Raw genomic sequence first — 25408 nt, forward strand, 5'->3', positions numbered from 1 at the left:
CGATGAACCAAAGGTAACATCATGAGCTTCAATCGTCAGGAAGTGATCGTCAACCGGGACTGCCCGGCGGTCACCGTCCCCTACGGCTCGCCCGTCACCATCGAGGCCGGCTGCGAGGCCGTCATCACCCAGCAGCTGGGCGGCACCTACACCGTCATGGTCGAGGGCAACCTCTACCGCATCGAAGGCAAGGACGGCGACGCCCTGGGCTTCGAGCCTGTCGAGGAGGTCAAGCACGTCCACCAGGGACCCGCCACCGCCGAATCGGTGGAGGAAGCCGCCTGGGCCATGCTGTCCACCTGCTACGACCCTGAAATCCCCGTGGACATCGTCAACCTGGGCCTGGTGTACGAATGCAAGGTCGTGCCCGCCAGCGTCCCGGACCGCTTCCGCATCGAGATCAAGATGACCCTGACGGCGGCCGGCTGCGGCATGGGCACCATGATCGCCGACGAGGCCCGCAACAAGCTGCTCAACATCGAGGGCGTGGACGAGGCCACCGTGGATCTGGTGTGGGATCCCCCCTGGAGCCGCGAGATGATCAGCGAGCCCGCGCGCCTGCAGCTCGGCCTGCTGTAGCGCCCGCGCCGCGGCGCCCGCCGCCGCGAGCGGTGCCCGAACCGGAGTGCCGCGACGGGGGCGTTCTTGATTTTTCGCAGCGTGGCGGCCCCCGGATCCTTATTCGTGTCATGAATCGCGGGTAAAGTATGCGGCATTTCATCCTGCCGCACACGTCATGTCTTCGCTTCCGGATCTCCAGGTGTGTGAACCGCCAATCTGCGACGCCGCCCGCCGCGAGCGGCTGGACGACATCGCCGCGCTGCTGCTGCGGGGCGAGCTGAACGCCGTCTTCCAGCCCATCCTGTGGATGCGGGAAGGCGCGCTCCTGGGATACGAGGGGCTCGTGCGCGGACCGCAGGGCAGCCCGCTGCGCGCGCCCGATCGCCTGTTCGAGGCGGCGCGCGCCCGCGGCCTGGGCGTCCGCGTCGAACACCGCTGCTGCCGCGTCGTGGTGCGGCGCTTCGCGGCGCTGGGCCTGCCGGGCCGCCTGTTCCTGAACATCAGTCCCCTGGCCCTGCTGCACGCGGCCGACGGCGCGCTGGACCTGCCCGCGCTGCTGGCCGAATCCGGCCTGGACCCCGCCCGGGTGGTGATCGAGATCACCGAGCAGGACCAGGGCGCGTTCTGGACCGACCTGCCTCCGGTCATCGCCCGGCTGCGCGCGAAGGGCCTGCAGTTCGCCATCGACGACCTGGGGTCGGGGTTTTCCAACCTGGGGCGCTGGCTGGACCTGCGGCCCGAATTCATCAAGACCGACAAGGTCTTCACGGCGGGCATCCAGGACGACCTGCTGCGCCAGCAGATCCTGCGCTCGGTCTGCGACATCGCCACCGTCGCCGGCGCCGTGGTCGTCGCCGAAGGCGTCGAGACCCTGGACGAACTGGCCTGCATGGCCGATCTGGGCGTGGCCTGCGCCCAGGGCTACTACATCCAGCGTCCCGCGGACGAACCGGTCCCGCCGCGCTGGTCCGAACTGACCGCGGGCCTGGCGGAACGCCGGCTGCGCGACATGCGCGACATGCACGAGGCGAGCGATGGCCGGGAGTCCGACCCGGCGCACGACGGAGCCGAAGGCCGGGCGCTGCGGCTGCTGCGGCGCGTGCCGTGCGTGTCCTCGGCCGTGTCCAACGAAGCCGTGTTCGACCTGTTCCGCCGCCAGCCGGATCTGCATACCGTCCCCGTGGTGGATGACGAGGTGCCGGTGGGCATGCTGACCCGGGCCTGCCTGATCGAGCGCTTCTCGCTGCCGTACCAGCGCGAGCTGTACGGCCCCAAGCCCTGCCGCCTCTTCATGGACGTCGCGCCGCTGATCGTGGACATGCACACGCCGCTGATGACGCTCAGCCGCTGGCTGGCCGAATCCGAAGGCCACGGCCTGGCGAACGACTTCATCATCACGGGGCGGGGGCGCTACCTGGGCATTGGCTCCAGCCAGGACCTGCTGCAGGCGCTCAACCGCCTGCAGCTGCGCGCCGCGCAGCATGCCAACCCGCTGACCCAGCTGCCGGGCAACGTGCCCATCGACCGGCAGATCCAGCGCTTCCTCACCGCCGGCCAGGCGTTCGTGGCCTGCCATGCCGACCTGGACCATTTCAAGCCCTTCAACGACGTGTTCGGCTACCGCTGCGGCGACGACGTGATCCAGCTGCTGGGCCGGGTCCTGTCGGCGCACGCCGACGCCGGCCAGGACTTCCTGGGCCACATCGGCGGCGACGATTTCATCCTGCTGTTCCGCAGCCCCGACTGGCAGGCGAAGTGCGAAGCCATGCTGGCCGACTTTTCCCGCGGCATGGCCCGGCTGCTGGAGGGCATGGGGCGGGTGGCGGCGGCCGGCTACGAGGCCGAGGACCGCCAGGGCCAGCGTCGGCACTACGATCCCCCGACCCTGTCGCTGGGCGCGGTGCTGGTCGAGCCCGGCGCCTACCAGTCGCGCCACCAGATCGCCCAGGCCGCCAGCGAGGCCAAGACCCAGGCCAAGAAACGCGTCGGGCCGTGCCTGTACGTCGAGCGCCGCCGGCCGCGGGCGTCGTCGGCGGCTCCGTCGGCTACGTCCTTGTCCACCGCATCGTTAGGGGTCGCCGGAAAAGAACAAGGGCCTACAGACCGAAATCTGTAAGCCCTTGATAATGCTGGTCGGGACGGCGGGATTCGAACTCGCGACCCCTTGCACCCCATGCAAGTGCGCTACCAGGCTGCGCTACGCCCCGAAAGAACGAAATTCTAGCATAGAAATTCTCAGGCCGCTCGGGATGCGGTGGACAACGCCCCATGCAAGGCATCGCCGCCCGAAGGGCTTCCGCCGGTTTCCGGACCCCCTCAAAGCTCCATCCGGTAGCCCACCCCGTAGACCGACTTGATCCATTCTTCGTTTCCGCCGGCCTCGGCCAGCTTGCGGCGCAGGTTCTTGATGTGCGTATCGACGGTGCGGTCGGTGACCACGCGGTGGTCGGTATAGATGTGGTTCAGCACCTGGTTGCGGGAGAAGACGTGGCCTTGCGCGTGGTACAGCAGGCTCAGCAGGCGGAATTCCACGGCGGTCAGGTCCAGGGGCCTGTCGTGCAGATGGGCGCAATAGGCGGCCTCGTCCAGCATCAGGGGGCCGCGGCCCCCCGCCTGCGGGACGTGGCGATACCGCCGCAGCACGGCGCCGATGCGCGCGACCACTTCCTTCGGGCTGAACGGCTTGCAGATGTAGTCGTCCGCGCCCACCTCCAGGCCCAGCAGGCGGTCGATTTCCTCGACGAGCGCGGTGACCATGATCACGGGAGGGTGGCCGCCCGCCCGCTGCAGGGCGCGGCATATGTCCATTCCTCCCATGCCGGGCAGCACGAGGTCGAGCAGCACGAGGTCGGGGTGCTGCGTCCGGCAGGCGGGCAAGGCCTGCAGGCCGTCGGCGACCCAGTGGTGCGTGTAGCCCGCGCTGGTCAGATACTTGCCCAGTATCGCCGCCAGCCGGGGCTCGTCTTCGACGATCAGGATGTGTCCGTGTCCGGTGGCGTTCATGGGATCAGGGGCAGTTCGATGGAAATGCCGAGGCCGCCGAGCGGCGAGCGCGCGGCGTGGATGCGGCCGTCATGGGCCTGGACGATGTTGCGGCAGATGGCCAGGCCCAGTCCGCTCCCGCCGCTGGCCCGGTTGCGCGATTCTTCCACGCGGTAGAACCGCTCGAACAGGTGACCGAGCTTGTCCTGCGCCACGCCGGGAGGACCGTCCTCGATGTGGAGCTGAATGGCGTCCGCCTGCCGCGCGCAGCGGATGCGCACTTCGCCGCCGGCGTCCGTGTAGCGCAGCGAATTCTCCAGCAGGTTGGCGAAGAGCTGCTGGAGGCGGCTTTCGTCGCCGAGCACCAGCAGAGGGCCTGCCTGGATGGATACGCGCAGCCGCAGCCCGGCGCCCTCGAAGCGCCGCTGCATGCTGGCCACGGTCGTGTTCAGCACCATGCCCAGGTCGATGGGCACCCGCTGGTAGGCCTGCCCGCCGATGTCCGTGAGCGAGAGGTCGTGCAGGTCGCCGATCAGCTTGCCCAGCTGGCCGACCTCCTGGTGTATGACGCCCAGCGATTCCGCGGTGGGCGGGTTGATGCCGTCCTGTATGGCTTCGACTTCCGCGCGGATGACCGCCAGCGGCGTGCGCAGTTCGTGCGAGATGTTGGCCATGAAGGTGCGCCGGGCGCGTTCGTTGTGTTCCAGGGCCTGCGCCATGTGGTTGAAATCCTGCGCCAATGCGCCGAGCTCGTCGCGCGGCCCGGCCTCGATGCGCAAGGCGTAGTCCCCTGCCGCCAGGGCGCGCGTGGCCTGCGCCAGGTTGCGCACGCGCCGCAATGCCGTCCGGGTGACCAGATAGGTGAACAGGGCCACCAGCACCACCGAGGCGGCGGCGATGATCCACAGCATGCGCAGCTGCTCCGCGAGAAAGCGCGCTTCGCCGGGCGCCAGGGCCTGCTCGAAGGGCACCATGGCGACCCACCCGACCGTTCTGCCGTCGACCACGACCGGCTGGCGGATCGACCGGGCATCGACCATGGGGTTGCCCACGATGCGGACGTAGTGGTCGTCGAGCAGGCCCATCCGGACCCCCGCGCCCGTCTGGTCCGCCGTCGATAGATGGATGCCCGCGTCCTTGGCCGGCGGCGGCCGGACGGTGTCTATCCAGAGGCGGATGTTGTCGTGCAGTTCGTCCCAGCCGCCATGCCGGCGGTAGAAGGCGGCTACGCGCGGCAGGACTTCCTCGATGCTCTGGCGTCCCTGATCGTTCAGGTAGCCGAAGAAGCCCTGCTGCACGCTGATCCGCATGGCGACGGCCTGCATCAGCATGACGGCGCTGCAAACGGCCAATACGGCCAGGAATAGCTTGATGATGATGCTGATCTTCATGCGAGCCCGGGGAAAGGCAGGCCGGTGCGCGGCGGTTCGTCCCCGGATCGGTCCGGAGCGTCCCCAGTGTAGCCATCGCGGGCCGGCGTGCGGCGGCATTCCGGCGCCCGGGGTGCGAACTCCATATTTTCATCACATTCCCTGGGCAGCATGCACTCGTTGAAATTTTGTGGAATCCGCCCATGCAGTCCGGTGTAGTCATTGGTCGCAGGCCGCTCTGGCGGCTTCTGCTGCTGTCCGCCCTGGTGCTGGGGCTGGCGGCCTGCGCGAAACAGGACGATCCGCCCGCCTCGCCGCACGCGGAGGTGGGGGTGGTGACGCTCCGGTCGGAACGCCTGCCGGTGGCAAGCGAGCTGTCCGGACGGACGCGCGCCTACCTCACCGCCGACGTGCGCCCGCGGGTCGGCGGCATCCTGCGCAAGCGCCTGTTCACCGAAGGGGCGGTGGTGCACGAAGGCGACGTGCTGTACGAGATCGATCCGGCCCCCTACCAGGCCGCCTACGACAGCGCCCGGGGGACGCTCGCCCAGGCCGAGGCCGCCGTCCTGTCGGCGCGCCCCAAGGCCGAACGTTATCGCAGGCTGGCGGAGCTGGATGCGGTCAGCCAGCAGGACAGGGACGACGCGCTGGCCAGCCTGAAACAGGCCCAGGCCGCGGTCGTGGCGGCCCAGGCCGGCCTGGAGAGCGCGCGCATCGATCTGGAGTACACCCGGGTGCGCGCGCCGATTTCCGGGCGCATCGGAACCTCCGCCTACACGCCGGGCGCCCTGGTGACGGCGGACCAGACGGACGCCCTGGCCACGATCCATCAGCTCGATCCCATCTACGTGGACGTGACCCAGTCCAGCGTCCAGCTGCTGAATCTGCGCCGCCGGATGAGGGAGGGGGCGCTGAAATCCGCCGGCGGCGGCGTGCCGGTCGGCTTGACGCTCGAAGACGGCAGCCGCTACGCCCACGAGGGGACCCTGGCGGTCGTGGCCTCGGAAGTCGACGAGGCGACGGGAACCGTCAAGCTGCGCGCGGTCGTGCCCAACCCGGACCATGAACTGCTGCCGGGCATGTACGTGAAGGCCTCGCTGTCGATGGCCATCGACGAACGGGCCGTGCTGGCGCCCCAGCAGGCGGTGTCGCGCAACGGCAAGGGCGAGGCCACCGTCCTGGTCGTGGACGATGCCGGACGGGTGCGGTCGCGCGTGGTGCAGACCGGTGCGGCCGTCGGCTCCCGCTGGGTGATCACCGCCGGCGCGGCGGCCGGCGAACGAGTCGTCGTCCAGGGGGCGCAGAAGGTCCGGGCCGGCGACGCGGTCCGCGCGGTGGAGATCGACCCGGGCTCGGCCGCATCGAGCCCGGGCGAGGCGCGTCCGGCTCCATCCGGGACCTCGGAGCAGCCGGCCTCCGGCGGCACCCAGGCGGACTGAGGCGATCCATGGCACGTTTTTTCATCGACCGGCCGATCTTCGCCTGGGTCATCGCCATCGTGATCACCCTGGGCGGCGTGATCTCGATATTCACGCTGCCGCTGGAGCAGTATCCCGACATCGCCCCCCCCTCGATTTCGGTGCGCGCCACCTACACGGGGGCATCCGCCGAGACCGTGCAGCATTCCGTGACGCAGATCCTCGAACAGCAGATGACCGGGCTGGACAATCTGCTGTACATGTCTTCCAGCAGCTCCACGGGCAGCGCGCAGCTGACGCTGACGTTCGAGTCCGGCACGGATCCGGACACGGCCCAGGTCCAGGTGCAGAACAAGGTATCGCAGGCCGATGCCATGCTGCCGCAGGCCGTGCGCCAGGAGGGCGTCATAGTGAGCAAATCCGCCATGGGCGACATGTTCATGGTGGTCTCCTTCCTGTCGGAGGACGGCAGCATGGATGCGACGGACATCGCCGACTACATGGCGTCCTCCGTCCAGGATCCGCTCAGCCGCGTCAACGGCGTGGGCAGCGTCAACGTCTTCGGTTCCGAATATGCGATGCGCATCTGGCTCGACCCGGAAAAGCTCGCCCACTACGGGCTGATGGCGTCGGACGTCGTGGCGGCGATCGAGGCGCAGAACACCGACGTGTCGTCCGGCGAGCTGGGCGGCCTGCCAGCCGCGTCGGGGCAGCAGCTCAACGCCACCGTGACGTCGCGCAGCCGGCTGCGCACGCCGGAGGAGTTCCGCGGCATCGTGCTCAAGTCGGATGCGGGCGGCGCGGCGGTGTACCTGGGCGATGTGGGCACGGTGGTGCTGGGCTCGCAGGACTACTCGTCGGTGTCCAGGTTCAATGGCGTGCCCGCTTCGGGCATGGGACTGCAGCTGGCCACGGGCGCCAACGCCCTGGACGTGGCCGAGGCGGTCAAGGCCAGGCTCGAAGAGTTGCGGCCGTATTTCCCGGATGGCCTGTCCTATCGGATCGCGTATGACACGACGCCGTTCGTGCGCCTGTCGATCACCGAGGTGGTCAAGACCCTGGGCGAGGCCATCGCGCTCGTGATCCTGATCATGTACCTGTTCCTGCAGAACTGGCGCGCCACGCTCATTCCCGTGGTGGCGGTGCCGGTGGTGCTCATGGGCACCTTCGGCGTGCTGGCGCTGCTGGGGTATTCGATCAACACCCTGACGCTGTTCGCGATGGTGCTGGCCATCGGGCTGCTCGTGGACGACGCGATCGTCGTGGTCGAGAACGTCGAGCGCGTCATGTCCGAGGAAGGGCTGCCTCCCCGCGAGGCCGCGTACGCATCCATGGGGCAGATCACCGGCGCGCTGGTCGGCATCGCCCTGGTGCTGACCGCGGTGTTCATCCCCATGGCGTTCTTTGGCGGTTCGACCGGGGAAATCTATCGCCAGTTCTCGGTGACGATCGCCGCCGCGATGATCCTGTCCGTCATCGTCGCGCTGACGCTGAGCCCGGCCCTGTGCGCCACCCTGCTGCTGCCGGTCGAAAAGGGCGGGCGCGTGCCGGCCAGGGGGCCGCTGGGCCGCTTCTTCCCCTGGTTCAACCGCGGCTTCGGTCGCATGACGGACCGCTATCGGCACGGGGTCGGCCGCCTCCTCGACCGCCGCGGTCCCGGCATCCTGGCCTATGCCTGCGTGCTGGCCGGGATGGGTCTCCTGTTCTGGCGGCTGCCGACCGCGTTCCTGCCCGAGGAGGATCAGGGCATGCTGATGGTCATGCTCAATGCGCCGGCCGGCGCCACGCAGCAGCGCACTCTGCAATCGATGGACGAGGCGGCCGGATTCATCCGCCGGCAGCCGGAAGTCGAGAGCCTCTTCACGGTGGCCGGCTTCAGCACCGCGGGCAGCAGCCAGAACTCCGGGATGGGTTTCGTGCGCCTGAAGGACTGGAGCGAGCGTACGGCCTCCGCCCGCGAGATCGCCGACCGCCTCAATGCCGCGATGGCGGACGCCGTGCGCGATGCGCAGGTCTTTGCCGTTCTGCCGCCGGCCATCGCCAGCCTGGGGCGCAATGCGGGCTTCACCCTGCAATTGCAGGACCCGGCCGGCAACGGCCACGAGGCCCTGGTCCAGGCGCGCGAACAACTGCTGGAGCGGGCCGGCAGCCGCGCCAGCCTGTCCGCCGTCCGGTACGGCGGCCTGGAGGATGCGCCGACCTACAAGCTGGCGCTCGACGACCGGAAGGCGGGGGCGCTGGGAGTGTCGGCGTCGGACGTCAACAGCACGCTGTCGGCGGCGCTCGGGGGCTCCTATGTGAATGACTTCGTCCACAACGACCGGATCAAGCGCGTGTATGTGCAGGGAGAGGCCTCCGCGCGCATGCTGCCGCAGGACATCGGGCGCTGGAAGGTGCGCAATGGCGACGGCGACATGGTGCCGCTCTCCGAGTTTTCGAGCGGCCGGTGGACCTATGCCCCCCAGACCATCACGCGCTTCAATGGCGCCGAGTCGATGGAGATCACCGGCAGCCCCGCCGCCGGCGTCAGCTCCGGCACGGCGATGACGGACATCGCCGGGCTCGTCGCCGGGCTGGACGGCGGCTTCAGCCATGCCTGGTCGGGCATGTCCTACCAGGAACGGCAGGCGGGGTCCCAGGCCTGGCTGCTGTACGCCGTCTCGGCCTTGTTCGTGTTCCTCTGCCTGGCCGCGCTGTACGAAAGCTGGTCGATCCCCGTGTCGGTCATGCTGGCGGTTCCGGTGGGCCTGGCCGGCGCGCTGCTGGCGACGTGGCTGCGGGACCTGAACAACGACATCTATTTCCAGGTGGGCCTGCTGGCCACCATGGGCCTGGCCGCCAAGAACGGCATCCTGATCGTCGAGTTTGCCAAGGCGCTCGAAGCGCAGGGCCGGCCCCTGATCGATGCGACGCTGCAGGCGGCTCGCCTGCGCCTGCGGCCCATCCTGATGACCTCCCTGGCGTTCATGCTGGGAGTGCTGCCGATGGTGGTCAGCTCGGGCGCCGGCTCGGGGGGACGGCATTCGCTGGGGACCGGCGTGCTGGGCGGCACGCTGTCCTCCACGCTCCTGGGCATCTTCTTCGTGCCCCTGTTCTACGTCCTCGTGCGGACCCGGTTTCCGGGCGGGCGCCCGCATGCGGCGGGCGTGGCGATGAAGGAGGCGCGGTGATGAAGCGCATGTTTTCCGCGATGCTGCCCGCCGCGGCGCTCCTGGCCGGGTGCGTGAGCCTGGCGCCGGACTATGCGCGTCCCGAACTCCCCGTGCCGCGGCAGTGGCGGGGCGTGGAGGCGGCCGGCGAGGCCGCGCGGGGCGGCGCGCAGCCGGTGTCGCTCCTCGACGTGGAGTGGCGCTCGTTCTTCCAGGACGAACGCCTGCGCCAGGTCATCGCGCTGGGGCTGGCGCACAACCGCGACCTGCGCATCGCGCTGTCGAATATCGAAAAGGCCCGCGCTCAATACCGGATCCAGCGTGCCGAGGTGCTGCCTTCCGTGGGAGCCGATGCCGGCCAGAGCGTCTCGCGCAGTCCCGCCTCGGTCAGCGCCACCGGCGTGTCGGCCGTCAGCCGGCAGTACTCGGCCGAGGTGGGCTTCAGCAGCTACGAGCTGGATTTGTTCGGCCGCATCCGCAGCCTGAAGGACGAGGCGCTGGAGAGCTATCTCTCCACCGCCGCGGCGCAGCGCAGCACGCGCCTGAGCCTGATGGCCGAGATCGCGGGCGATTGGCTGACCCTGGCGGCCGACCGGGAACTCCTGGCGCTTGCCCGCGAGACCCTGGAGAGCCAGCGGGCGAAGCTTGCCCTGAGCGAGCATCGCCATGCCCTGGGCGTGGTGTCCGGCCTGGACCTGGCCCAGGTCCGGCGCTCCGTGGAAAGCGCGCGTGCCGACGCGGCCCGCTACGCCGCGCAAGTCGAGCAAGACCGCAATGCCCTGGAACTGGTGGTGGGCGCCGCCGTGCCGGACGCATTGCTGCCGGACGGATCGGCGGGCGAGCCGGTCCTGCTGGCGCAGATTCCCGCCGGCCTGGATTCCACCGCGCTGCTGGTCCGGCCGGACGTGGTTTCGGCCGAACACGCGCTCAAGGCGGCCAATGCCGATATCGGCGCGGCGCGTGCGGCTTTCTTTCCCACCATTTCGCTGACCGCATCGGGCGGGCGCATCAGCAGCCAGCTCTCCGATCTGTTTTCCGGCGCCAGCCGGAGCTGGTCGTTTGCGCCCGGCATCCACATTCCCATTTTCGATGCCGGCAGCCTGCGCGCCTCGCTCGACGTCGCCCACGCCGAGCGCGACATCGCGGTGGCCGAATACGAGCGGACCCTCCAGACTGCGTTTCGCGAAGTGGCCGATGCCTTGTCCGTGCGCGCGTCGATGCAGGAGCGTCTGGCGGCCCAGCAGGCGCTGGTGCGGGCCAGCGGCCGGGCCTTTCAGCTCGCCGATGCGCGGTATCGCAACGGCATGGACAGCTATCTGGATGCGCTGGATGCCCAGCGCTCGCTGTACGAGGCGCGGCAGGGGCTGGTTTCCCTGTCGCTGACCGAGGCCAGCAATCGCGTCACGCTGTACAAGGTCCTGGGCGGAGGAATGAACATGGACCGGCAAATGATCATCACCGGACTGGGAGAATGACGATGGTCCGATTATCGGGCGCGAAACCGGCGCGTGCGCATGGTGCGCCCCCGGAAGTGCGTTTCTGGCCGAGTTTTCGCGGGTCCTATGGATGGGTCCATCGGGGCACGGCCTGGCTTTATGTGGATGCGCCCGGTGTCGTGCGCGGACGCGTGGACAGGATGGACGGCGGCCCCGGCGCCCCGTGGTATTGGTGGCAGACCGCGGACGCCACCGGCGACGAACTGGACCTGATGCGGGCCCGGTGGCGGGTGGAGCAGGGGATCGATGGGTCTTGAGAGGGCGGGCCGGCCCTGCCTCAGGGGGCGCCGGGGCCGCCTTCCGCGCCCGGGCCGATGCAGCGCAAGCGCGGGAAGTGGCTGCGATAGGGCCGCAGGTCGCGGCTGAGCACGCTCAGGTTGGCCGCGGCCGCATGGGCGCCGATGTAGAAATCGGGCAAGGGAACGAGGCGCGTGCCGCCGCTTTGGCGGTAGCTCAGGAAAGCCTGGGCCGCCAGCCCCGCGCATGACCATGGCAGGGGGCTGCGCAGCGTGTCGTAGACGTCGAGCATCGCGTCTAGGGCGTCGATGTCGGGCCCGGGGATCAGCAGTTCGGTGTAGATGACGAGATTGACGTGCAGGGGCGCCTGCTCGCTGCAGATCTGGAGCTGATCCACCGACCATACGTGCCAGCGGCTATCGGGATCCATGCAGTCGATCCAGACATTGGTATCGACCAGAAAGCCCGCCGAGCCATCGTACTTGGATAGATCAAACATGGTCCTCGTCGCTCGGCCGCAGGAACGCGATGATGGCTTCGCTGTCCATCTGCCTGAAGGGCGCATCGAGGCTCGAACGCACTTTGGCGGCGGCCGCGCGCAGCGCCTTGCGCCGGTCACCCATCCCCATGCCGGCCTTCTGGATGATGATCTTTCCGCCTTCCAGCGCGAACGATACCTGGCTGCCGGGCAGAATGCCCGCCGCTTCTCGCAGGCGCTTGGGGATGGTGACTTGCCCTTTTTCGGTCACTTGCATGGCAGGGTTTCCACAAAGGATTTCAGCAAAGTAAGAATTTCAAGTTGGAATTCTATCTTCGCACGGTGGCTGATGTAAATACCCGGGCTGGGCATCCTGATTCGGCCGCGGCAGCCCCGGGACCGGATAGGCCCTAATTCATGCGTATCGTCTCGCCGAAGGTCCGAAACAGGGCGCGCCGCTCCGGCGGCGCCTCCCGCGCCGCGGCCGTGAATGCCTTCGACAGGATCTGCGCGTCCGATTGCGCCATGCCGGTCAGCACGAGGCTGTCGGGCTGGCTGATCAAGTCGTTCCCGCACAGCGACAATCGCCAGCCGTCCGGCTCCCGTGTGAACAGGGCCACGCCGCCGCGCTCGCCCTGCGTCCAGCCCGCCAACGCGCGATTCGAGCCGACCACGACAGGATCGACGACGAGATGCGACTGCGGCGTGTCGTACGTGTCCATCAGCACCTTCCGGACCGCGGCCTGGTCCGGCGTATCCGCCGCCATGGCGATCGTGGGCGGGATCGTCAGCAGGCCGATGAGAAGGACGAGTTTCAGGCGGGCGGCGATGGACATGGCGGGGATCCTGGAAAGGGGAAGGGCGAACCTGCGGACGCAGGGGCTGGTCACAGCGCCGTGCGCCTGCCGAACATGGCCTTGGGCGATTTCCCGTGATAGCGGGTGAAGGCGGCGGTGAAATTGTTCGGGTATTTGTAGCCGACCTGCCAGGCGGTCTGTGCGACTTGATAGCCGGCTTCCAGCAGGGCGAGCGCCTTGGTCATCCGCAGCTCCAGCAGCAGCTCCGCGGGCGTGCCGTTGTACAGAAGGATCATGCCATCCTTGAGCTTGTTCTTGTTGATGCCCACGGCGGCGGCGAGATAGTCGAGCGTGATGGGCTTGTCCAGGCATTCGCCCATCATCCGCCGTGCCCGTTCGATGCGTTCGATCTCCGAGGGCGAGAACGGCAATGCGCGGGCACGGCGCGGAGGCGCCAGCAGATTGAACTGTTCGCCAAGCAGGCTGAGCGTGTGGATGTGCAGGTCCAGCCGGGATGGCTCGCCCTGGCAGGGCTGCAGGAGGCTGAGCAGGGCCCGGGCGTGCGCCATCGCCGCCGGCGTGCTGGCGCGGAAAGCCAGGCAGTTGAGCCGACGGTTGCCGAGGATCCTGTCGGTGCGCTCCCGTCCGGCATACCTGTCGATCAGGGCCTCATGCGCGATGATGCGCAATTGGGACACGACGCCACCGGCCTCGTAGCGCCGTTCGCCCGGGATGGCGCGAAACGCGGTGACCGTGGTGTGGCTCTGCACGAATTCCAGCCGGGTGGCGTCCTGGCCTTCGTAGCGGGAGCGGCCCTGCATGCCGAGGGTGACGACCATGACGCGGCCTTTGTGCGGGCCGCTGCTTTCTTCGATCAGCGGGATGCGGGGATGATAGTGCAGGCGGTTCAGGCCCAGGCCGGGTTCCAGTTCGACGAAGTCCTGGTAGCAGTGCCCCAGATCGTCGGGCAATTGCTGCCGAGCCTTGCCGTTTCCCGGGCGACTGTGGATGCGGGGTTCGTCGATCGACAACCGGTAGCCGCTTGTGCACGTGTCCACTTTCTTCCCTCCTGCTTTTCCACTGCGAAAGGCCTCTCGCATAGGAAATCATGCTCATCTCATAGAAATACGAGAATGATTCTCAATATCATAAGTTGGCCGGCTGTGGAATGCCAGATTTTTGTGCCGCAGCGGGCGTTTTGGTTTGAGACAAATCAATGTAATCAACGCATTAGGAGGATGAATTCATGTGTCCGAGTACCACCGAACAGACAGGGGCGGGCTTGGGCCCGTCCATCGGGATCGACGAGTGGGCGGGGAGGGCTGCGTGATGGCGCAGGTCGTCCTCGAAAACCTTCCCGCCTCCGTGACGCTGCCCCATGCCCTGCAGCCCTGTTGGGACATGCAGCTGGCGGGCCTGGGGGCCGATGCTATGCGCATGGCGTTGGAAGCCGGCATGTTCACCCATCTGGACGAGTTCGCCGGCGCGCCTGAACTGGCGCGGCGCCTGGGGCTGGACCCGGTGAACACGGGCCATTTCCTGGAGCTGCTGTGGGGCATGGAGCTGCTGGAGCGCAGGCCGCGGGGGGGTGGTGAGCCGGAATACCGCACGCAGGCGGCGTTGCGGCCGTACCTGCACACGGCATCGGAGCAATACTGCGGCGATGCGCTGCTGTTTCGCCATCGGGTGCTGCGGCAGGTGGGCACGCAACTGGAGGGGCTGGTGCGCGATGGCGCACCGCGCGCCCAGGCGGCGGATCCGGCGGTGGTACAGGCGGGCTGGGCGCGGGCGGCCCAGGTCCAGATCGCTCAGGAGCAGCGGGCGGTCACGGCCCGGGTGGCCTGCGACATCCTGGGCCGGCAGCCGGAATTCGCGCGGGCGCGCCGCATGCTCGACCTGGGAGGCGGCCCCGGCCTGGTGGCGATTGCCCTGGCGGGGCTTCAGCCTCGCCTGACGGGCGTCGTCTTCGAGTATCCACCGGTGGCCGCGGTCGCGCAGGCGGCGATCGAGCGCGCGGGCCTGGCCGACCGCCTGCAGGCGCGTGGCGGCGATCTGGCGGAGGCCGATTTCGGCGGTGGCTACGACTTCATCTGGTGCTCGTCGGTCCTGCATTTCGTACCGGACATTCCCGCGGTGCTGGCACGGCTGCGCGCGGCGTTGCGGCCCGGCGGGCTGCTGGTCTGCTGCCATGCCGAGATCGGCGGCGATGCGCGCCGGGCGCGGCCGGTACTGCAGTATTACCTGCACCTGCGCATGCAGGGCCGGCACGTGCTGCCGGGCGGCCGGCTGGCGGCGCTGCTGCGGGATGCGGGGTTCGCTTGCATCGAGCAGATCGACGAGGTGCGCTTTCCGATGGCGCCCGTCACCGTGCTGCTCGCGCGCAAAGACGGGGATTGCGCCTGAGCTCGGAGATCCCGGGCCTGGATCAGGGCCGAGTCCTCCGCATGCTTCAGCAGTATATGTTTCAGCAGTATCCTCCTGAAGCGGTCCAGCCACAGGTCGGCGAAGCGCCCGTGATCCTGCTGGGGCAGGGTGCCCGCGATGGCCAGGCTTCACAGCTTCCAGCTCACGCGCACGCCCACTTCCCTGGGGGGGCTGTAGATGGTGACCAGTCCGTTCAGGAAGCCGACCGCGTCATAGTGGCGGTCGGCGACGTTGTTGACATAGACGGTCAGATCGACGTTCTTGAGCATGTAGCCGGCGCTCAGATCAAGGATGCCAAAGCCGTTGCGCGAGTATGCGTTGGCCGCGTCCAGATAGACCTTGCTTGCGCCGTGCAGCCGCGCCTGCGCGTACCAGCCGCGCGCATCCTGGTAGCGCAGGCCGGCGTAGCCGCTGACGCGGGGCGAGAAGGCGTTGTCGTTGCCGCCGTAGCTTTTGGCGCCGTCCTGGAATTCGCGGAACGTGCTGCGGTTCAGCGCCAGGCCCGCCTGCAGGTTCCAGCCGGGCGCCAGCCGGTAGTCGATGTCGAATTCCGCCCCGATGGAGCGTCCGGTGGCCGCGTTGGTGATGAAGACCTGGCCGGGCGTCACCATTTGCTGCACCTGCATCTGCCGGATGTCCATGGCGTACAGCGCGGCGCCGTAGCGCAGCGTGTCGTCCAGCGCGGTGCCCTTGGCGCCGAGTTCGAGCGCCCACACCTTCTCGGGATCGTATTCGCGATAGGCGGCGGGCGAGAAGGCGTTGAAGCCGCCGGCGCGATAGCCTTCTGCCAGGCTGGCGTACAGGCTGGTGCGCGGATTGACGGCGTATTGCAGCGCCAGCTTGGGGGAGAATTGCGTATAGGTGCGAGATTGCCGATCCATGCCGGGCATGTCGAAGCGGATCCGGGTCTGTTCCAGGCGTCCGCCCGCGACCAGGGACCACGGGCCGGACAGCGGGATCGTCCAGTGCGTGAACAGTGCGGCGGTGCGCTGCTTCTGGATTCCCGAAGTCAGGGTCAGGGCCATGGGGGTTTTCTGGGCGAAGGACAAGTCCTGCTTGTCGTCGTCCAGGTACAGCCCGGCCAGCCAGCGCGTCTGGCCCGCTTCGCCGCCCTCCAGGCGCAGTTCCTGCGACAGGGTGGTGAACTCGTGCCGGCGCCCGATGTGCATCATGTCGGCGGGCTGGAAATCGGTGTCCTGCTGCAGGTCGTCCACGTAGGTGTTGCGCGCGGTGGTCGAGCGCAGCCGGATGCCGGAGTCGAACCGGTGCGTGACGTCCAGCGACCAGGTGCGCGCCGTGGATCGGTTCCAGCCCTCGGTGCCGGAGCGCACCTCGGCGCGTTCGGGCGAGGAGGGCGATCCCCACAGCGAGGCCTGGTCGCGGTATTCGTTCTGGGTGTAGCGCAGGATGGCGTCGGTGCGCGCCCCTGGCGTCCAGCGCAAGGCGAACCGGCCGCTGCGCCGCATCTGGCCGCCGTCCTTCTGGTCCAGCCACGTGTTTTCCAGGAAGCCGTCCTGGCGGCTGAAGGAACCCGCGACCCCCAGGAACAGCTGGTCCTGGACCAGGGGGTGGCTGAGGTCGAAGCGCAGGGCGCGCCGCTCATGGTTGCCCGCCTCGGCGGAAATGAAGGCGTAGGGCTCGTTGCCGGGCTTGCGGGTCGTGATGTTGATGACCCCCGCCTCGGCATTGCGGCCGTACAGCGTCGACTGAGGCCCCTTCAGCACTTCCACCTGTTCGACGCCCAATAATGGATCCTCGAACCCCTGCCCGCGCAGCGTGGGCACTCCATCGACGATGAGCGCGGTCGAGGAGGAAAAGGACGTCACGTTGGCGTTCATGCCGCGGATGACGGGAGGCAGCAGGCCGGATTGCCCCATGGGCTGAAAGCTCAGGCCGCTGACCATGCCCGACAGCGCATCCAGGCTTTGCGCGCCTTCTTCCGCGAGCGTCTCGCCATCGACGACGGCGATGGCCGCGGGCACGCTCAGGAGATCCTCGTCCTGCTTCTGCGCATGGACGATGATGGGAGGCAGTCCGGTGGCTCGATCCGTTTCCGCAGGACTGCCGGCCGCCGGCCGGTCCTGCGCAGTCTGTCCCAGCGCCGGGGCCGGCAGGCTCATCTGGATGAGGGCCGCGCCGCATGCCGCCGTGACCGCGCGCAGGGGGATGTGTCTGTGGATCGGACCATGTGTGCGGGATGCGCGTTCCATCTCGTCTGCGTTCCTTGTCTGTGAGGGTTGCGGGGCTGTCGCTGTCGGTGGACATGTGGATGCCTTTTGTCATGATAGATACGAATGAGAATGCTTGATATTCACATTCATATGCAAAGCGATCTTATTCCTATGCGATTCTCGGATCCGGTTCCAGGATGCCAAGGAGGAGGCCACACTCGCAGATTCACTCACACAGGAGAGCCCCATGGCCAGGATGCGTCTGCTCGGTTTGCAATGGCTGTTTGGCTGGATGAATCTGGCGCTGGCCGTGCCGGCGATCTACCTGATGTTCGGCATGCCGGTGGTGATGCGCCAGCATGACTGGAGCGGCACGGAAATCGGCCTGTTCCAGCTCGCGGCGCTGCCGGCGATCTTCAAGTTCCTGTTCGCCGTGCCGGTGCAGCGGATGCGGCTGGGGCGCGGGCACTTCGTGCACTGGCTGCTGCTGCTGTGCGTGGCGCTGTTGGCGCTGTACTGGCAGCTTGGCCGGGCGAACCTGATCGATGATCACGCGCTGCTGTTCGCGCTGACGCTGGCCGTCAGCGTCGCGGCCACCTGGGCCGACATCCCGCTCAATGCGCTGGCGGTGCAGTGGCTGCCGCGCGCCGAACAGATGCGGGCGGGCAGCATCCGCTCGGCGGCGATGTTCCTGGGGGCGATCGTGGGCGGCGGCATCCTGATCGTCGTGCAGGCGCGCCATGGCTGGCAGGCGCCATTCTGGCTGATGGGCGCCGGGCTGGCGCTGGGGATGCCGCCGTTCCTGCTCCTGTGCTCACGGGCCGCGCCGCGGGGAGCGATGGCCGCCGATCAGGCGCCCGAGCCCGGCATGCTGGCCGACTGGGCGGGATTCTTCGGCCAGCCCGGCGCACGGCAGTGGACGCTGTTGCTGCTGACCAGCTTTCCTTTCATCGGCGCGGCGTGGTTGTACCTGAAGCCGTTGATGCTGGATCTGGGCATGCCGCTCGAGCGCGTGGCCTTCATCGTCGGCATCGTGGGGGGCTCGACAGGCGCGTTGTTCAGTCTGATCGGTGGCCTGCTGATACCGCTGCTGGGGATTGCGCGCGCCATCGTGCTGTACCTGCTGGTGACGCTGGGTGCACTGGTCCTGTTGACGCTGACCGTCTGGATGCCGCTGGGCGAAGAGGGCTGGCTGATCGCCAGCGCGATCCTGGTCGCGGCCGGCATGGGATTGGTGTCGGCGCTGATGTTCGGCTTGACGATGTGTTTCACCCGGCGCCAGCGCAATGCGACCGACTATGGGCTGCAGGTCACGCTGTTCACGGTGGCGCGTCTGGCCGTGCCGGTGCTGGCGGGCATGTTGCTCGACGTGCTGGGCTACGACGGCATGCTGGCGGTGCTCACGCTGGGCGTTCTGGCCGCCTTTGGTATCGCCTTCCGGGTGCGCGAGGCGGTTGCTCGATCCACGCAGCCGATGCTGGTGGAACGGGATGGGCCGGCATGTCCATGAGCACCGAAAGCCGATATCCGGGCTCCCCGGCGGGCCTGCCCCTTCCTGTTGGTGATGGCCATGGCCCTGCCGATGCTCTTTTGCGCCATCGGCCTCCTTGGGCCTTCCCCCCGCCGGGCACGCTGCCGTGCTTCGTGCCGCTGCGCGTGCGCCGCCGGATGTGACCATCATGCGGTTCGCAGGCAAATTCGCTACACTGGGGTCATTCTATCCACCGCACAGGAGACGCCGGTGGACCTGAACCAGCGCTGCCACATCGAAACCGTGCTCGGCCTGACGAGCGGGCGCAAGCGCGCGCCCGCGATCCACGGCACGGGTTGCGACAGTCTCATACAGGACTCCTGGCAGCGCTGCGTCGATGTCCATGGGCTGGACCCGACCAGCCCGCAGCCGGCGCGGATCCTGCCCGGCGGCGAACTGCGCGAACACCAGGAGCGCGTCGAAGAATTCACCCGGATCGCGCGCGACGGCCTCATCCAGCTTTATCACCAGATCGCGGGCGTGGGCTATGTGGTCCTGCTGACCGACGCCCAGGGCGTGACGGTGGATTACATCGGCGACGAGCGCTCCGCGGCGGAGTTGCGCCGCACCGGCCTCTATCTCGGGGCGGACTGGGCGGAGACGCATGCCGGGACCTGCGCCGTGGGTACCGCACTGGCGACGGGCCAGGCGCTGACGGTGCATCAGACGGATCACTTCGACGTCACGCATATTCCGCTGACCTGCACGGCGGTGCCGGTATTCGATTCGCAGGGGCGGATGAGCGCCGTGCTGGATGCCTCGGCGCTCACGTCCCCGGCTCCCAAGTCCAGCCAGCAGTTCGCGCTGCAGCTGGTCAAGATCTACGCTCAGCGGATCGAGAACGCCTGCTTCATGCGGGCGCACCACCATGACTGGACGCTGCGCCTGTCGGCGTCGCCGGCCTTCGTCGACGTGGCGCCGGACATCCTGATCGCTCTGGACGCCGGGGGCCGCGTGATCGGCCACAACCGGTATGCGCAGAAGCTGCTGGAGCGCGAGCTTGGCCTGCCGGGCGCCGGGACGCGGCACGAGAGCCGGATCCTGGGCTGCGCGTTCGATGCGATCTTCGATGCTTCCTTCGAGCGGCTGGGAGACTATCTCGGCTCCCGGCGGCCGGAAGGGCGGGCCATCACCTTCACGAAAACCGGCCATACGCTGTTCCTCGCGGCGGTGCCCCCCGTGAAACGCCCGCAGGGGATGCCGGGAACGCTGCCCAGCGTGGCGGACCTCCCCGCGCCGCTCGCCGCGCTGACGGGCGGCGATGCGCCGCTCACGCGCCAGCTGCAGCGCGCGGCGCGGCTGGTGGATTCGCCGATCAATCTGCTGATTCATGGCGAGACCGGCTCGGGCAAGGAATATTTCGCCAAGGCGCTGCACGCGGCCAGCGCCCGCCACCGGCGGCCGTTCGTCTCGGTCAACTGCGCGGCCATCCCGGAGACCCTGATCGAGAGCGAGCTGTTCGGCCATCTGCCCGGCAGCTTCTCGGGGGCCGGACCCAACGGCAAGCGCGGATTGATCCAGGAGGCTGACGGCGGCACGCTGTTTCTGGACGAGATCGGCGACATGCCGTATGCGCTGCAGGCGCGGCTGCTGCGGGTGCTCGCCGAGCGCGAGGTGCTGGCCGTCGGCGCGGTGCGCCCGGTGCCGGTGGACATCCACGTGATTTCCGCCAGTCACCATGACCTGGAGCGGCTCGTGCTCGACGGACGCTTCCGCGAGGATCTGTACTACCGGCTCAAGGGCGTCGTGTTCACGCTGCCGCCCGTGCGCGAGCGCAGCGACCTGGACTGGCTCATCGGCAAGCTGCTGGGCACGGGGATCCGGATCGAACCGGCCGCGCGGGCCCGGCTCGGGGCCTATGGCTGGCCGGGCAACCTGCGCGAACTGCGCAACGTGCTGGAATATGCGCGGGCGGTCTGCAATCACGGCATCATCCGGGATGCGGATCTCCCGGATGATTTCGCGCAGTGCCAGCGCGCGGCGGCGCCGGTGCCGGGCGACGGCGGCGGGCCGCGGCTGGCGGGCCGGCCGCCTGGCCATCCGGATGGCGGCCCGCCGCCGTACGATGCGGCGCCGCTCGTCAGGGAACTGTGCGCCGCGGGCTGGAACGTAAGCGCCGCGGCGCGCAAGCTGGGCATCAGCCGGATGACCCTGTACCGGCGCATGAAGCGCTATGGCGTGCGCTCGCCCAATCAGATCAGCGCGGCGGGGGATACGCTGTGACAGGTGGCCTGTGACAGCTGTCACAGGCCGTTCCAGGTGTCGCGGCCGATCCGGCCGTTTTTTCAGGGTCAACCCTTAAATTCCGCCGGCTGGAAGCCTCCGCAGGGTTGGCACGCCTTTTGCATCTCCCGGGTCATGGCAATGATTCTGGGAGAACGCAATGCGCGAAGCTGCACGGCAGGCGGCGGCCGGCGTATCGGATCGGGCGGGGGCGGCCGGGGATGGCGCGGTCGTGGGCATCATTGCCAATCCCGTATCGGCGCGCGACATCCGGCGCGTCGTCGCCAATGCGGGCAGCCTGCAGCTTGCGGACCGGGCCAATATCGTGTTGCGCGCACTCGCGGCGCTGGGCGCCTGCGATGTGCGCCAGGTCCTGATGATGCCCGATCACGAGGGCCTGCGCGTCATGCTCACTCGCCATCTGGCGCGTGCCCGCGCGGCCGACGGGAGCGACCGCCGCTGGCCGCGCCTGGGCTGGCTGGAAATGCCGGTGACCGGCCGGGTCGATGACAGCTTCAGGGCGGCCCGCCTGCTGCGCGAAGCCGGGGCGGCCGCGATCATCGTGCTCGGCGGCGACGGCACCCATCGCGCAGTCGTGCGCGAATGCGGCCGGGTTCCCATCGCGGGCATCTCGACCGGCACCAACAACGCCTATCCGGAAATGCGCGAGGCCACGACGGCCGGCCTGGCAGTCGGCCTGTACGCGAGCGGACGGATTCCGGCGGCACGGGCCCTGGCGTGGAACAAGCGCCTGGACGTGGCGCTCAATGCGGGACGCGACGATGCGCGCAGCGACATCGCCCTGGTGGACGTCGCGATTGCGCGCGAGCGTTACATCGGCGCCAGAGCCCTCTGGAAAACGGATTCGCTCGCCGCCGTCTATCTGTCGTTCGCCGAGCCCGATGCGCTTGGCCTGTCGTCCATCGGCGGCCTGCTCGACCCCGTGGGGCGGCATGAGCCGGGCGGCCTGTGTGTCGAGCTGTCCCCCTCGGGCGTCCCCGGCGCGGAGGCCGCGCGGGCCGCCGGCGCCGGTGGACCGGATGCGGCCGGAGTTCCCCGCTTCGATCTGCGGGCGCCCATCGTGCCCGGTCTCATCGAGACCGTACCCGTGCATGCCTGGCGGCGGCTGTCCGATGGCGAGCCGGTGCGCGTGCGCCAGCGGGAGGGCGTCGTGGCGCTCGACGGAGAGCGCGAAATCACGTTCGGCCCCGATGACGTGCTCACCGTGACGCTGCGCGAACGCGCGTTTCGCAGCGTCGATGTCGGCGCCTGCCTGCGCCATGCCGCCGAACACGGGCTGCTGCGCCGCGCGCACGGCGATTCCCCGCCAATTTCCCCCACCGCTTCAGTTTCCTGAGGCGCCATCCCACCCAGCAAGGAGAGCCGCATGGCCATTGCCCATCCCACCGGATCGACCGCGTTGCCGCTCGGGCACGATGAACTGCTGCATTGCTATCGGAAAATGCGCACGATCCGCGAATTCGAGGAACGTCTGCATGTGGATTTCGCGCGGGGAGACATCCCCGGCTTCGTCCACCTGTACGCCGGAGAGGAGGCGACCGGCGTCGGTGTCATCCACCACCTGGGCGACGGCGACCGCATCGCCAGCACGCACCGCGGCCACGGCCACTGCATTGCCAAGGGCGTGGATGTGGTCGCCATGATGAAGGAAATCTATGGCAGGAAGGGCGGGGCCTGCAACGGCAAGGGCGGTTCCATGCATATCGCCGATCTGTCCAAGGGGATGCTCGGGGCAAACGGGATCGTGGGCGCCGGCGCCCCCCTGGTCTGCGGCGCCGCGCTGGCGGCCAAGTTCCGCGGCAAGGGCGAGGTGGGCATCACCTTTTTCGGCGACGGCGCGTCCAACCAGGGGACGGTGCTCGAAAGCATGAACCTGGCCGCGGCCTGGGATCTGCCGATGATTTTCGTGATCGAGAACAACGGCTATGCCGAGGCCACTTCGCGCTACTACGCCACTGCCGTGGACAGCTATGTCGATCGCGCGGCGGGATTCGGCATCCCGGGCGTCACGGTCGACGGCATCGACTTCTTCGCCGTGCACGAGGCGGCCGGAGAGGTGATCCGGCGCGCCCGCGAGGGCGGCGGACCCTCGGTGCTCGAATGCAAGGTGGTGCGCTTCTATGGCCACTTTGAAGGCGACGCGCAGACCTACCGCGCCCCGGGCGAGCTGGAGGACATCCGCCTCAACCGCGACTGCCTGAAGCTCTTCACCGCGCGCGTGACCGAGGCCGGCGTCATCGCGCAGGCCGAGCTCGATGCGATAGACCGCGAGGTGGCGGCCTTGATCGAAGACGCCGTGCAGCAGGCGAAGGCCGCTCCCTTGCCGACCGAGGCCGACCTGACCACCGACGTGTACGTCAGCTATTGAACCCGACTGAACCGACCAGGAACTTTTATCATGGCCCGAAAACTCAGTATGAAACTGGCGATCAATGAAGCAATCAATCAGGAGATGGCGCGCGATCCGAGCGTGATCATGCTCGGGGAGGACATCGTCGGCGGCGCCGGCGGAGGGGGGCAGAGCGATGCCTGGGGCGGGGTGCTGGGCGTCACCAAGGATCTGCACGGCAAGCACGGCGGACGCCTGCTCGATACGCCGCTGTCCGAGAGCGCCTACATCGGCGCGGCGATCGGCGCGGCGGCCTGCGGCATGCGCCCGATCGCCGAGCTCATGTTCATCGACTTCATGGGCGTGTGCTTCGACCAGATCTACAACCAGGCCGCGAAGTTCCGCTACATGTTCGGCGGCAAGGCGCAGACCCCGGTGGTCATCCGGGCGATGGTGGGCGCCGGCTTTCGCGCGGCGGCCCAGCATTCGCAGATGCTGACTCCGCTGTTCACGCACATCCCGGGGCTGAAGGTGGTGTGCCCGAGCACGCCCTACGACAGCAAGGGACTGCTGATCCAGTCGATCCGCGACAACGATCCCGTGATCTTCTGCGAGCACAAGAACCTGTACGGGATGGAGGGCGACGTGCCCGAGGCGCCCTATGCCATTCCCTTCGGCGAGGCAGAGATCGTGCGCGACGGCAAGCACGTCTCGATCGTGGCCTACGGCCTCATGGTCCACCGCGCCCTGGAGGCCGCGGCGCTGCTCGCCCGGGAGGGCATCGAGGCCGAGGTGATCGACCTGCGCACGCTGTCGCCGCTGGACATGGACACCGTGCTGGAGTCGGTCGAGAACACGGGGCATCTGGTGGTGGTCGACGAGGCGAGTCCCCGCTGCAACATCGCGGCCGACGTGGCGGCCCAGGTGGCGATGCAGCTCTTCGATGCCCTGGAAGGGCCCGTGCAGATGGTCTCGCCGCCGCACACCCCTGTGCCGTTTTCGCCGGCGCTGGAAGACATGTACATCCCCGGCGCCGAGCGCATCGCCCAGGCGGCGCGCCGCGCAATGGGCAAGAAAGGGAGCAAGTGATGGCTATGGAGATTACCCCGATCGTCATGCCCAAGTGGGGGCTGGAGATGCGCCAGGGCACGGTGCTGGAATGGCTGGTGTCGGTGGGCGACCCCATCGAGAGGGGCCAGGCGCTGGTCGACGTCGAGACCGACAAGATCTCCAATGCGGTGGAAGCCACCGATCCGGGGGTGTTGCGCCGCATCGTGGCGGCCAGCGGCGAGGTCCTGCCGGTCAAGGCGCTGCTCGCCGTCATGGCCGGGCCCGACGTGAGCGAGGCCGACATCGACGCGTACATCGCGGCCTACGAGGTGCCGGCCGCGGAAGCCGAAGGCGGGGACGACGGGCCGGCCTACCTGTATGCGGACGTGGGCGGCATCCGCGTGCGCCATGTGCGGCGCGGGCCGGACGAGGGCGTGCCGGCGCTGCTGATCCACGGCTTTGGCGGCGATCTGAACAACTGGCTGTTCAACATCGATGCCCTGGCCGGGCGCGGCCCGGTCATCGCCTTCGATCTTCCCGCGCACGGACAGACCAGCATCGCGCTGGCCGGCGCCACCCTGGGCGAGATGGCCGCCTTCGTCACGCGGTTCATGGACGCGGTCGGCGTGGAATCGGCCCATCTGATCGGGCATTCGCTGGGCGGCGCGATCGCCATGCGCCTGGCGCTGGACGCCCCCGGCAGGGCGGCCTCGCTGGCATTGATCGACAGCGCCGGTTTCGGCGACGACATCAACGGCGACTACACCGGCGGTTTCATCCGCGCCGCCTCGCGCCGCGAGCTCAAGCCCGTCGCCCAGCTGCTGTTCGCCGATGACAGTCTGGTCACTCGGCAGATGCTCGACGATCTGCTGAGGTACAAGCGCCTGGATGGCGTCACGCAGGCCCTGACGGCGCTCGACCGGCAACTGTTCGCCGGCGGGCGGCAGGCGGAGCAGCCTGGACGCGAGCTGGGCCGTTTCGACAAGCCGGTGCTCGTGGTCTGGGGCCGGGAGGATCGCATCATACCCAGCGCCCAGGCGCAGGCCGCCCCCGAAGGCGCGCGCATCGAGATCCTGGCCGGCGCCGGACACATGCCGCAGATGGAGAAGGCAAGCGAGGTGAATGCGCTGCTCAAGGCGCACCTGCAGGCTGCCTGAGTCGGGCGAAGAAA

At 68.5% G+C, this 25408-nt stretch carries 19 protein-coding genes and 1 tRNA gene; 12 read left to right on the forward strand and 8 right to left on the reverse strand.

From position 1 onward, the window contains the following. Positions 1–21: 21 nt before the first annotated feature. Positions 22–579, forward strand: coding sequence for a putative Fe-S cluster assembly protein SufT (gene sufT / locus BN940_RS08750; RefSeq protein WP_043682202.1), 558 nt, complete (start codon positions 22–24; stop codon positions 577–579). Positions 580–760: 181 nt separating this feature from the next. Next, entirely contained in the window at positions 761–2677 is a 1917-nt protein-coding gene (locus BN940_RS08755; RefSeq protein ID WP_052355724.1) for a bifunctional diguanylate cyclase/phosphodiesterase, read from the forward strand. A 14-nt stretch (positions 2678–2691) separates the two neighbouring features. On the opposite strand, the gene BN940_RS08760 is transcribed toward BN940_RS08755, so the two are convergent. The 3 genes from BN940_RS08760 to BN940_RS08770 form a co-directional block, all read right to left on the reverse strand. Further along, positions 2692–2768 (reverse strand) — tRNA-Pro (locus BN940_RS08760). A gap of 109 nt (positions 2769–2877) precedes the next feature. Next, entirely contained in the window at positions 2878–3564 is a 687-nt protein-coding gene (locus tag BN940_RS08765; RefSeq protein ID WP_043682205.1) for a response regulator, read from the reverse strand. Further along, the gene (locus BN940_RS08770) at positions 3561–4934 is read right to left on the reverse strand and encodes an ATP-binding protein (protein ID WP_043682207.1); all 1374 of its coding nucleotides are present in this window, start codon (positions 4932–4934) and stop codon (positions 3561–3563) included. The genes BN940_RS08765 and BN940_RS08770 overlap by 4 nt, the downstream gene beginning before the upstream one ends. Before the next feature lie 182 nt (positions 4935–5116). Here BN940_RS08770 and BN940_RS08775 point away from each other — a divergent pair, with 182 nt between their 5' ends. From BN940_RS08775 to BN940_RS08785, 3 genes are read left to right on the forward strand one after another with little or no spacing between them, the layout of a single operon-like run. Continuing rightward, positions 5117–6352 (forward strand): efflux RND transporter periplasmic adaptor subunit, encoded by a 1236-nt coding sequence (locus BN940_RS08775; RefSeq protein ID WP_052355725.1) that lies wholly within the window; start codon positions 5117–5119, stop codon positions 6350–6352. Positions 6353–6360: 8 nt separating this feature from the next. Then, positions 6361–9501 carry an efflux RND transporter permease subunit gene (locus BN940_RS08780; RefSeq protein ID WP_043682210.1) on the forward strand — a complete coding sequence of 1047 codons (3141 nt, stop codon included), beginning with the start codon at positions 6361–6363 and terminating at the stop codon, positions 9499–9501. Next, entirely contained in the window at positions 9501–10955 is a 1455-nt protein-coding gene (locus BN940_RS08785; protein WP_052355726.1) for an efflux transporter outer membrane subunit, read from the forward strand. Before BN940_RS08780 ends, BN940_RS08785 begins: the two co-directional genes overlap by 1 nt. 298 nt (positions 10956–11253) lie before the next feature. Here the strand turns inward: BN940_RS08785 and BN940_RS08790 are convergent, their stop codons facing one another. The 4 genes from BN940_RS08790 to BN940_RS08805 form a co-directional block, all read right to left on the reverse strand. Continuing rightward, positions 11254–11712, reverse strand: coding sequence for a type II toxin-antitoxin system VapC family toxin (locus tag BN940_RS08790; RefSeq protein WP_052355727.1), 459 nt, complete (start codon positions 11710–11712; stop codon positions 11254–11256). Continuing rightward, positions 11705–11968 (reverse strand): AbrB/MazE/SpoVT family DNA-binding domain-containing protein, encoded by a 264-nt coding sequence (locus tag BN940_RS08795; protein WP_043682213.1) that lies wholly within the window; start codon positions 11966–11968, stop codon positions 11705–11707. The genes BN940_RS08790 and BN940_RS08795 overlap by 8 nt, the downstream gene beginning before the upstream one ends. Positions 11969–12101: 133 nt before the next feature. Beyond that, positions 12102–12527, reverse strand: coding sequence for a copper uptake system-associated protein (locus BN940_RS08800; RefSeq protein ID WP_052355728.1), 426 nt, complete (start codon positions 12525–12527; stop codon positions 12102–12104). A gap of 50 nt (positions 12528–12577) precedes the next feature. After that, the gene (locus BN940_RS08805; RefSeq protein ID WP_043682216.1) at positions 12578–13546 is read right to left on the reverse strand and encodes a helix-turn-helix domain-containing protein; all 969 of its coding nucleotides are present in this window, start codon (positions 13544–13546) and stop codon (positions 12578–12580) included. A gap of 271 nt (positions 13547–13817) precedes the next feature. On the opposite strand from BN940_RS08805, the gene BN940_RS08810 reads away from it, so the two are divergent. After that, a complete protein-coding gene (locus tag BN940_RS08810; protein ID WP_043682218.1) occupies positions 13818–14891 on the forward strand; it encodes a methyltransferase domain-containing protein in 1074 nt (357 codons plus the stop codon). Positions 14892–15040: 149 nt separating this feature from the next. On the opposite strand, the gene BN940_RS08815 is transcribed toward BN940_RS08810, so the two are convergent. Then, entirely contained in the window at positions 15041–17122 is a 2082-nt protein-coding gene (locus tag BN940_RS08815) for a TonB-dependent receptor (protein WP_148304928.1), read from the reverse strand. Positions 17123–17330: 208 nt separating this feature from the next. On the opposite strand from BN940_RS08815, the gene BN940_RS08820 reads away from it, so the two are divergent. From BN940_RS08820 to BN940_RS08845, 6 genes are all read left to right on the forward strand, one after another. Continuing rightward, positions 17331–18593, forward strand: a complete 1263-nt coding sequence (locus tag BN940_RS08820; RefSeq protein WP_043682221.1) for an MFS transporter — start codon at positions 17331–17333, stop codon at positions 18591–18593. A gap of 231 nt (positions 18594–18824) precedes the next feature. Next, positions 18825–20837 (forward strand): sigma-54-dependent Fis family transcriptional regulator, encoded by a 2013-nt coding sequence (locus BN940_RS08825; protein WP_043682224.1) that lies wholly within the window; start codon positions 18825–18827, stop codon positions 20835–20837. Between the two features lie 160 nt (positions 20838–20997). Beyond that, a complete protein-coding gene (locus tag BN940_RS08830; RefSeq protein WP_052355729.1) occupies positions 20998–22194 on the forward strand; it encodes an ATP-NAD kinase family protein in 1197 nt (398 codons plus the stop codon). A 30-nt stretch (positions 22195–22224) separates the two neighbouring features. Continuing rightward, positions 22225–23226: a thiamine pyrophosphate-dependent dehydrogenase E1 component subunit alpha gene (locus tag BN940_RS08835; protein ID WP_043682227.1), complete on the forward strand. Its 1002-nt coding sequence runs from the start codon at positions 22225–22227 to the stop codon at positions 23224–23226. A gap of 30 nt (positions 23227–23256) precedes the next feature. Continuing rightward, positions 23257–24276: an alpha-ketoacid dehydrogenase subunit beta gene (locus BN940_RS08840; RefSeq protein ID WP_043682230.1), complete on the forward strand. Its 1020-nt coding sequence runs from the start codon at positions 23257–23259 to the stop codon at positions 24274–24276. Next, positions 24276–25394, forward strand: a complete 1119-nt coding sequence (locus BN940_RS08845) for an acetoin dehydrogenase dihydrolipoyllysine-residue acetyltransferase subunit (RefSeq protein ID WP_043682241.1) — start codon at positions 24276–24278, stop codon at positions 25392–25394. The genes BN940_RS08840 and BN940_RS08845 overlap by 1 nt, the downstream gene beginning before the upstream one ends. The last annotated feature ends 14 nt before the right edge of the window (positions 25395–25408 follow it).

Source organism: Castellaniella defragrans 65Phen (assembly GCF_000612685.1).
Taxonomy (GTDB): domain Bacteria; phylum Pseudomonadota; class Gammaproteobacteria; order Burkholderiales; family Burkholderiaceae_B; genus Castellaniella; species Castellaniella defragrans.

Excerpts from the sequence above, each read along its gene's own strand:
- BN940_RS08810 (WP_043682218.1), top strand. The coding sequence starts at position 13,818 with ATGGCGCAGGTCGTCCTCGAAAACCTTCCCGCCTCCGTGACGCTGCCC.
- BN940_RS08800 (WP_052355728.1), bottom strand. The coding sequence starts at position 12,527 with ATGTCCATCGCCGCCCGCCTGAAACTCGTCCTTCTCATCGGCCTGCTG.
- BN940_RS08780 (WP_043682210.1), top strand. The coding sequence starts at position 6,361 with ATGGCACGTTTTTTCATCGACCGGCCGATCTTCGCCTGGGTCATCGCC.
- sufT (WP_043682202.1), top strand. The coding sequence starts at position 22 with ATGAGCTTCAATCGTCAGGAAGTGATCGTCAACCGGGACTGCCCGGCG.
- BN940_RS08765 (WP_043682205.1), bottom strand. The coding sequence starts at position 3,564 with ATGAACGCCACCGGACACGGACACATCCTGATCGTCGAAGACGAGCCC.
- BN940_RS08835 (WP_043682227.1), top strand. The coding sequence starts at position 22,225 with ATGGCCATTGCCCATCCCACCGGATCGACCGCGTTGCCGCTCGGGCAC.
- BN940_RS08790 (WP_052355727.1), bottom strand. The coding sequence starts at position 11,712 with ATGTTTGATCTATCCAAGTACGATGGCTCGGCGGGCTTTCTGGTCGAT.
- BN940_RS08845 (WP_043682241.1), top strand. The coding sequence starts at position 24,276 with ATGGCTATGGAGATTACCCCGATCGTCATGCCCAAGTGGGGGCTGGAG.
- BN940_RS08820 (WP_043682221.1), top strand. The coding sequence starts at position 17,331 with ATGGCCAGGATGCGTCTGCTCGGTTTGCAATGGCTGTTTGGCTGGATG.
- BN940_RS08775 (WP_052355725.1), top strand. The coding sequence starts at position 5,117 with ATGCAGTCCGGTGTAGTCATTGGTCGCAGGCCGCTCTGGCGGCTTCTG.
- BN940_RS08770 (WP_043682207.1), bottom strand. The coding sequence starts at position 4,934 with ATGAAGATCAGCATCATCATCAAGCTATTCCTGGCCGTATTGGCCGTT.
- BN940_RS08795 (WP_043682213.1), bottom strand. The coding sequence starts at position 11,968 with ATGCAAGTGACCGAAAAAGGGCAAGTCACCATCCCCAAGCGCCTGCGA.
- BN940_RS08815 (WP_148304928.1), bottom strand. The coding sequence starts at position 17,122 with ATGGAACGCGCATCCCGCACACATGGTCCGATCCACAGACACATCCCC.
- BN940_RS08830 (WP_052355729.1), top strand. The coding sequence starts at position 20,998 with ATGCGCGAAGCTGCACGGCAGGCGGCGGCCGGCGTATCGGATCGGGCG.
- BN940_RS08785 (WP_052355726.1), top strand. The coding sequence starts at position 9,501 with ATGAAGCGCATGTTTTCCGCGATGCTGCCCGCCGCGGCGCTCCTGGCC.
- BN940_RS08840 (WP_043682230.1), top strand. The coding sequence starts at position 23,257 with ATGGCCCGAAAACTCAGTATGAAACTGGCGATCAATGAAGCAATCAAT.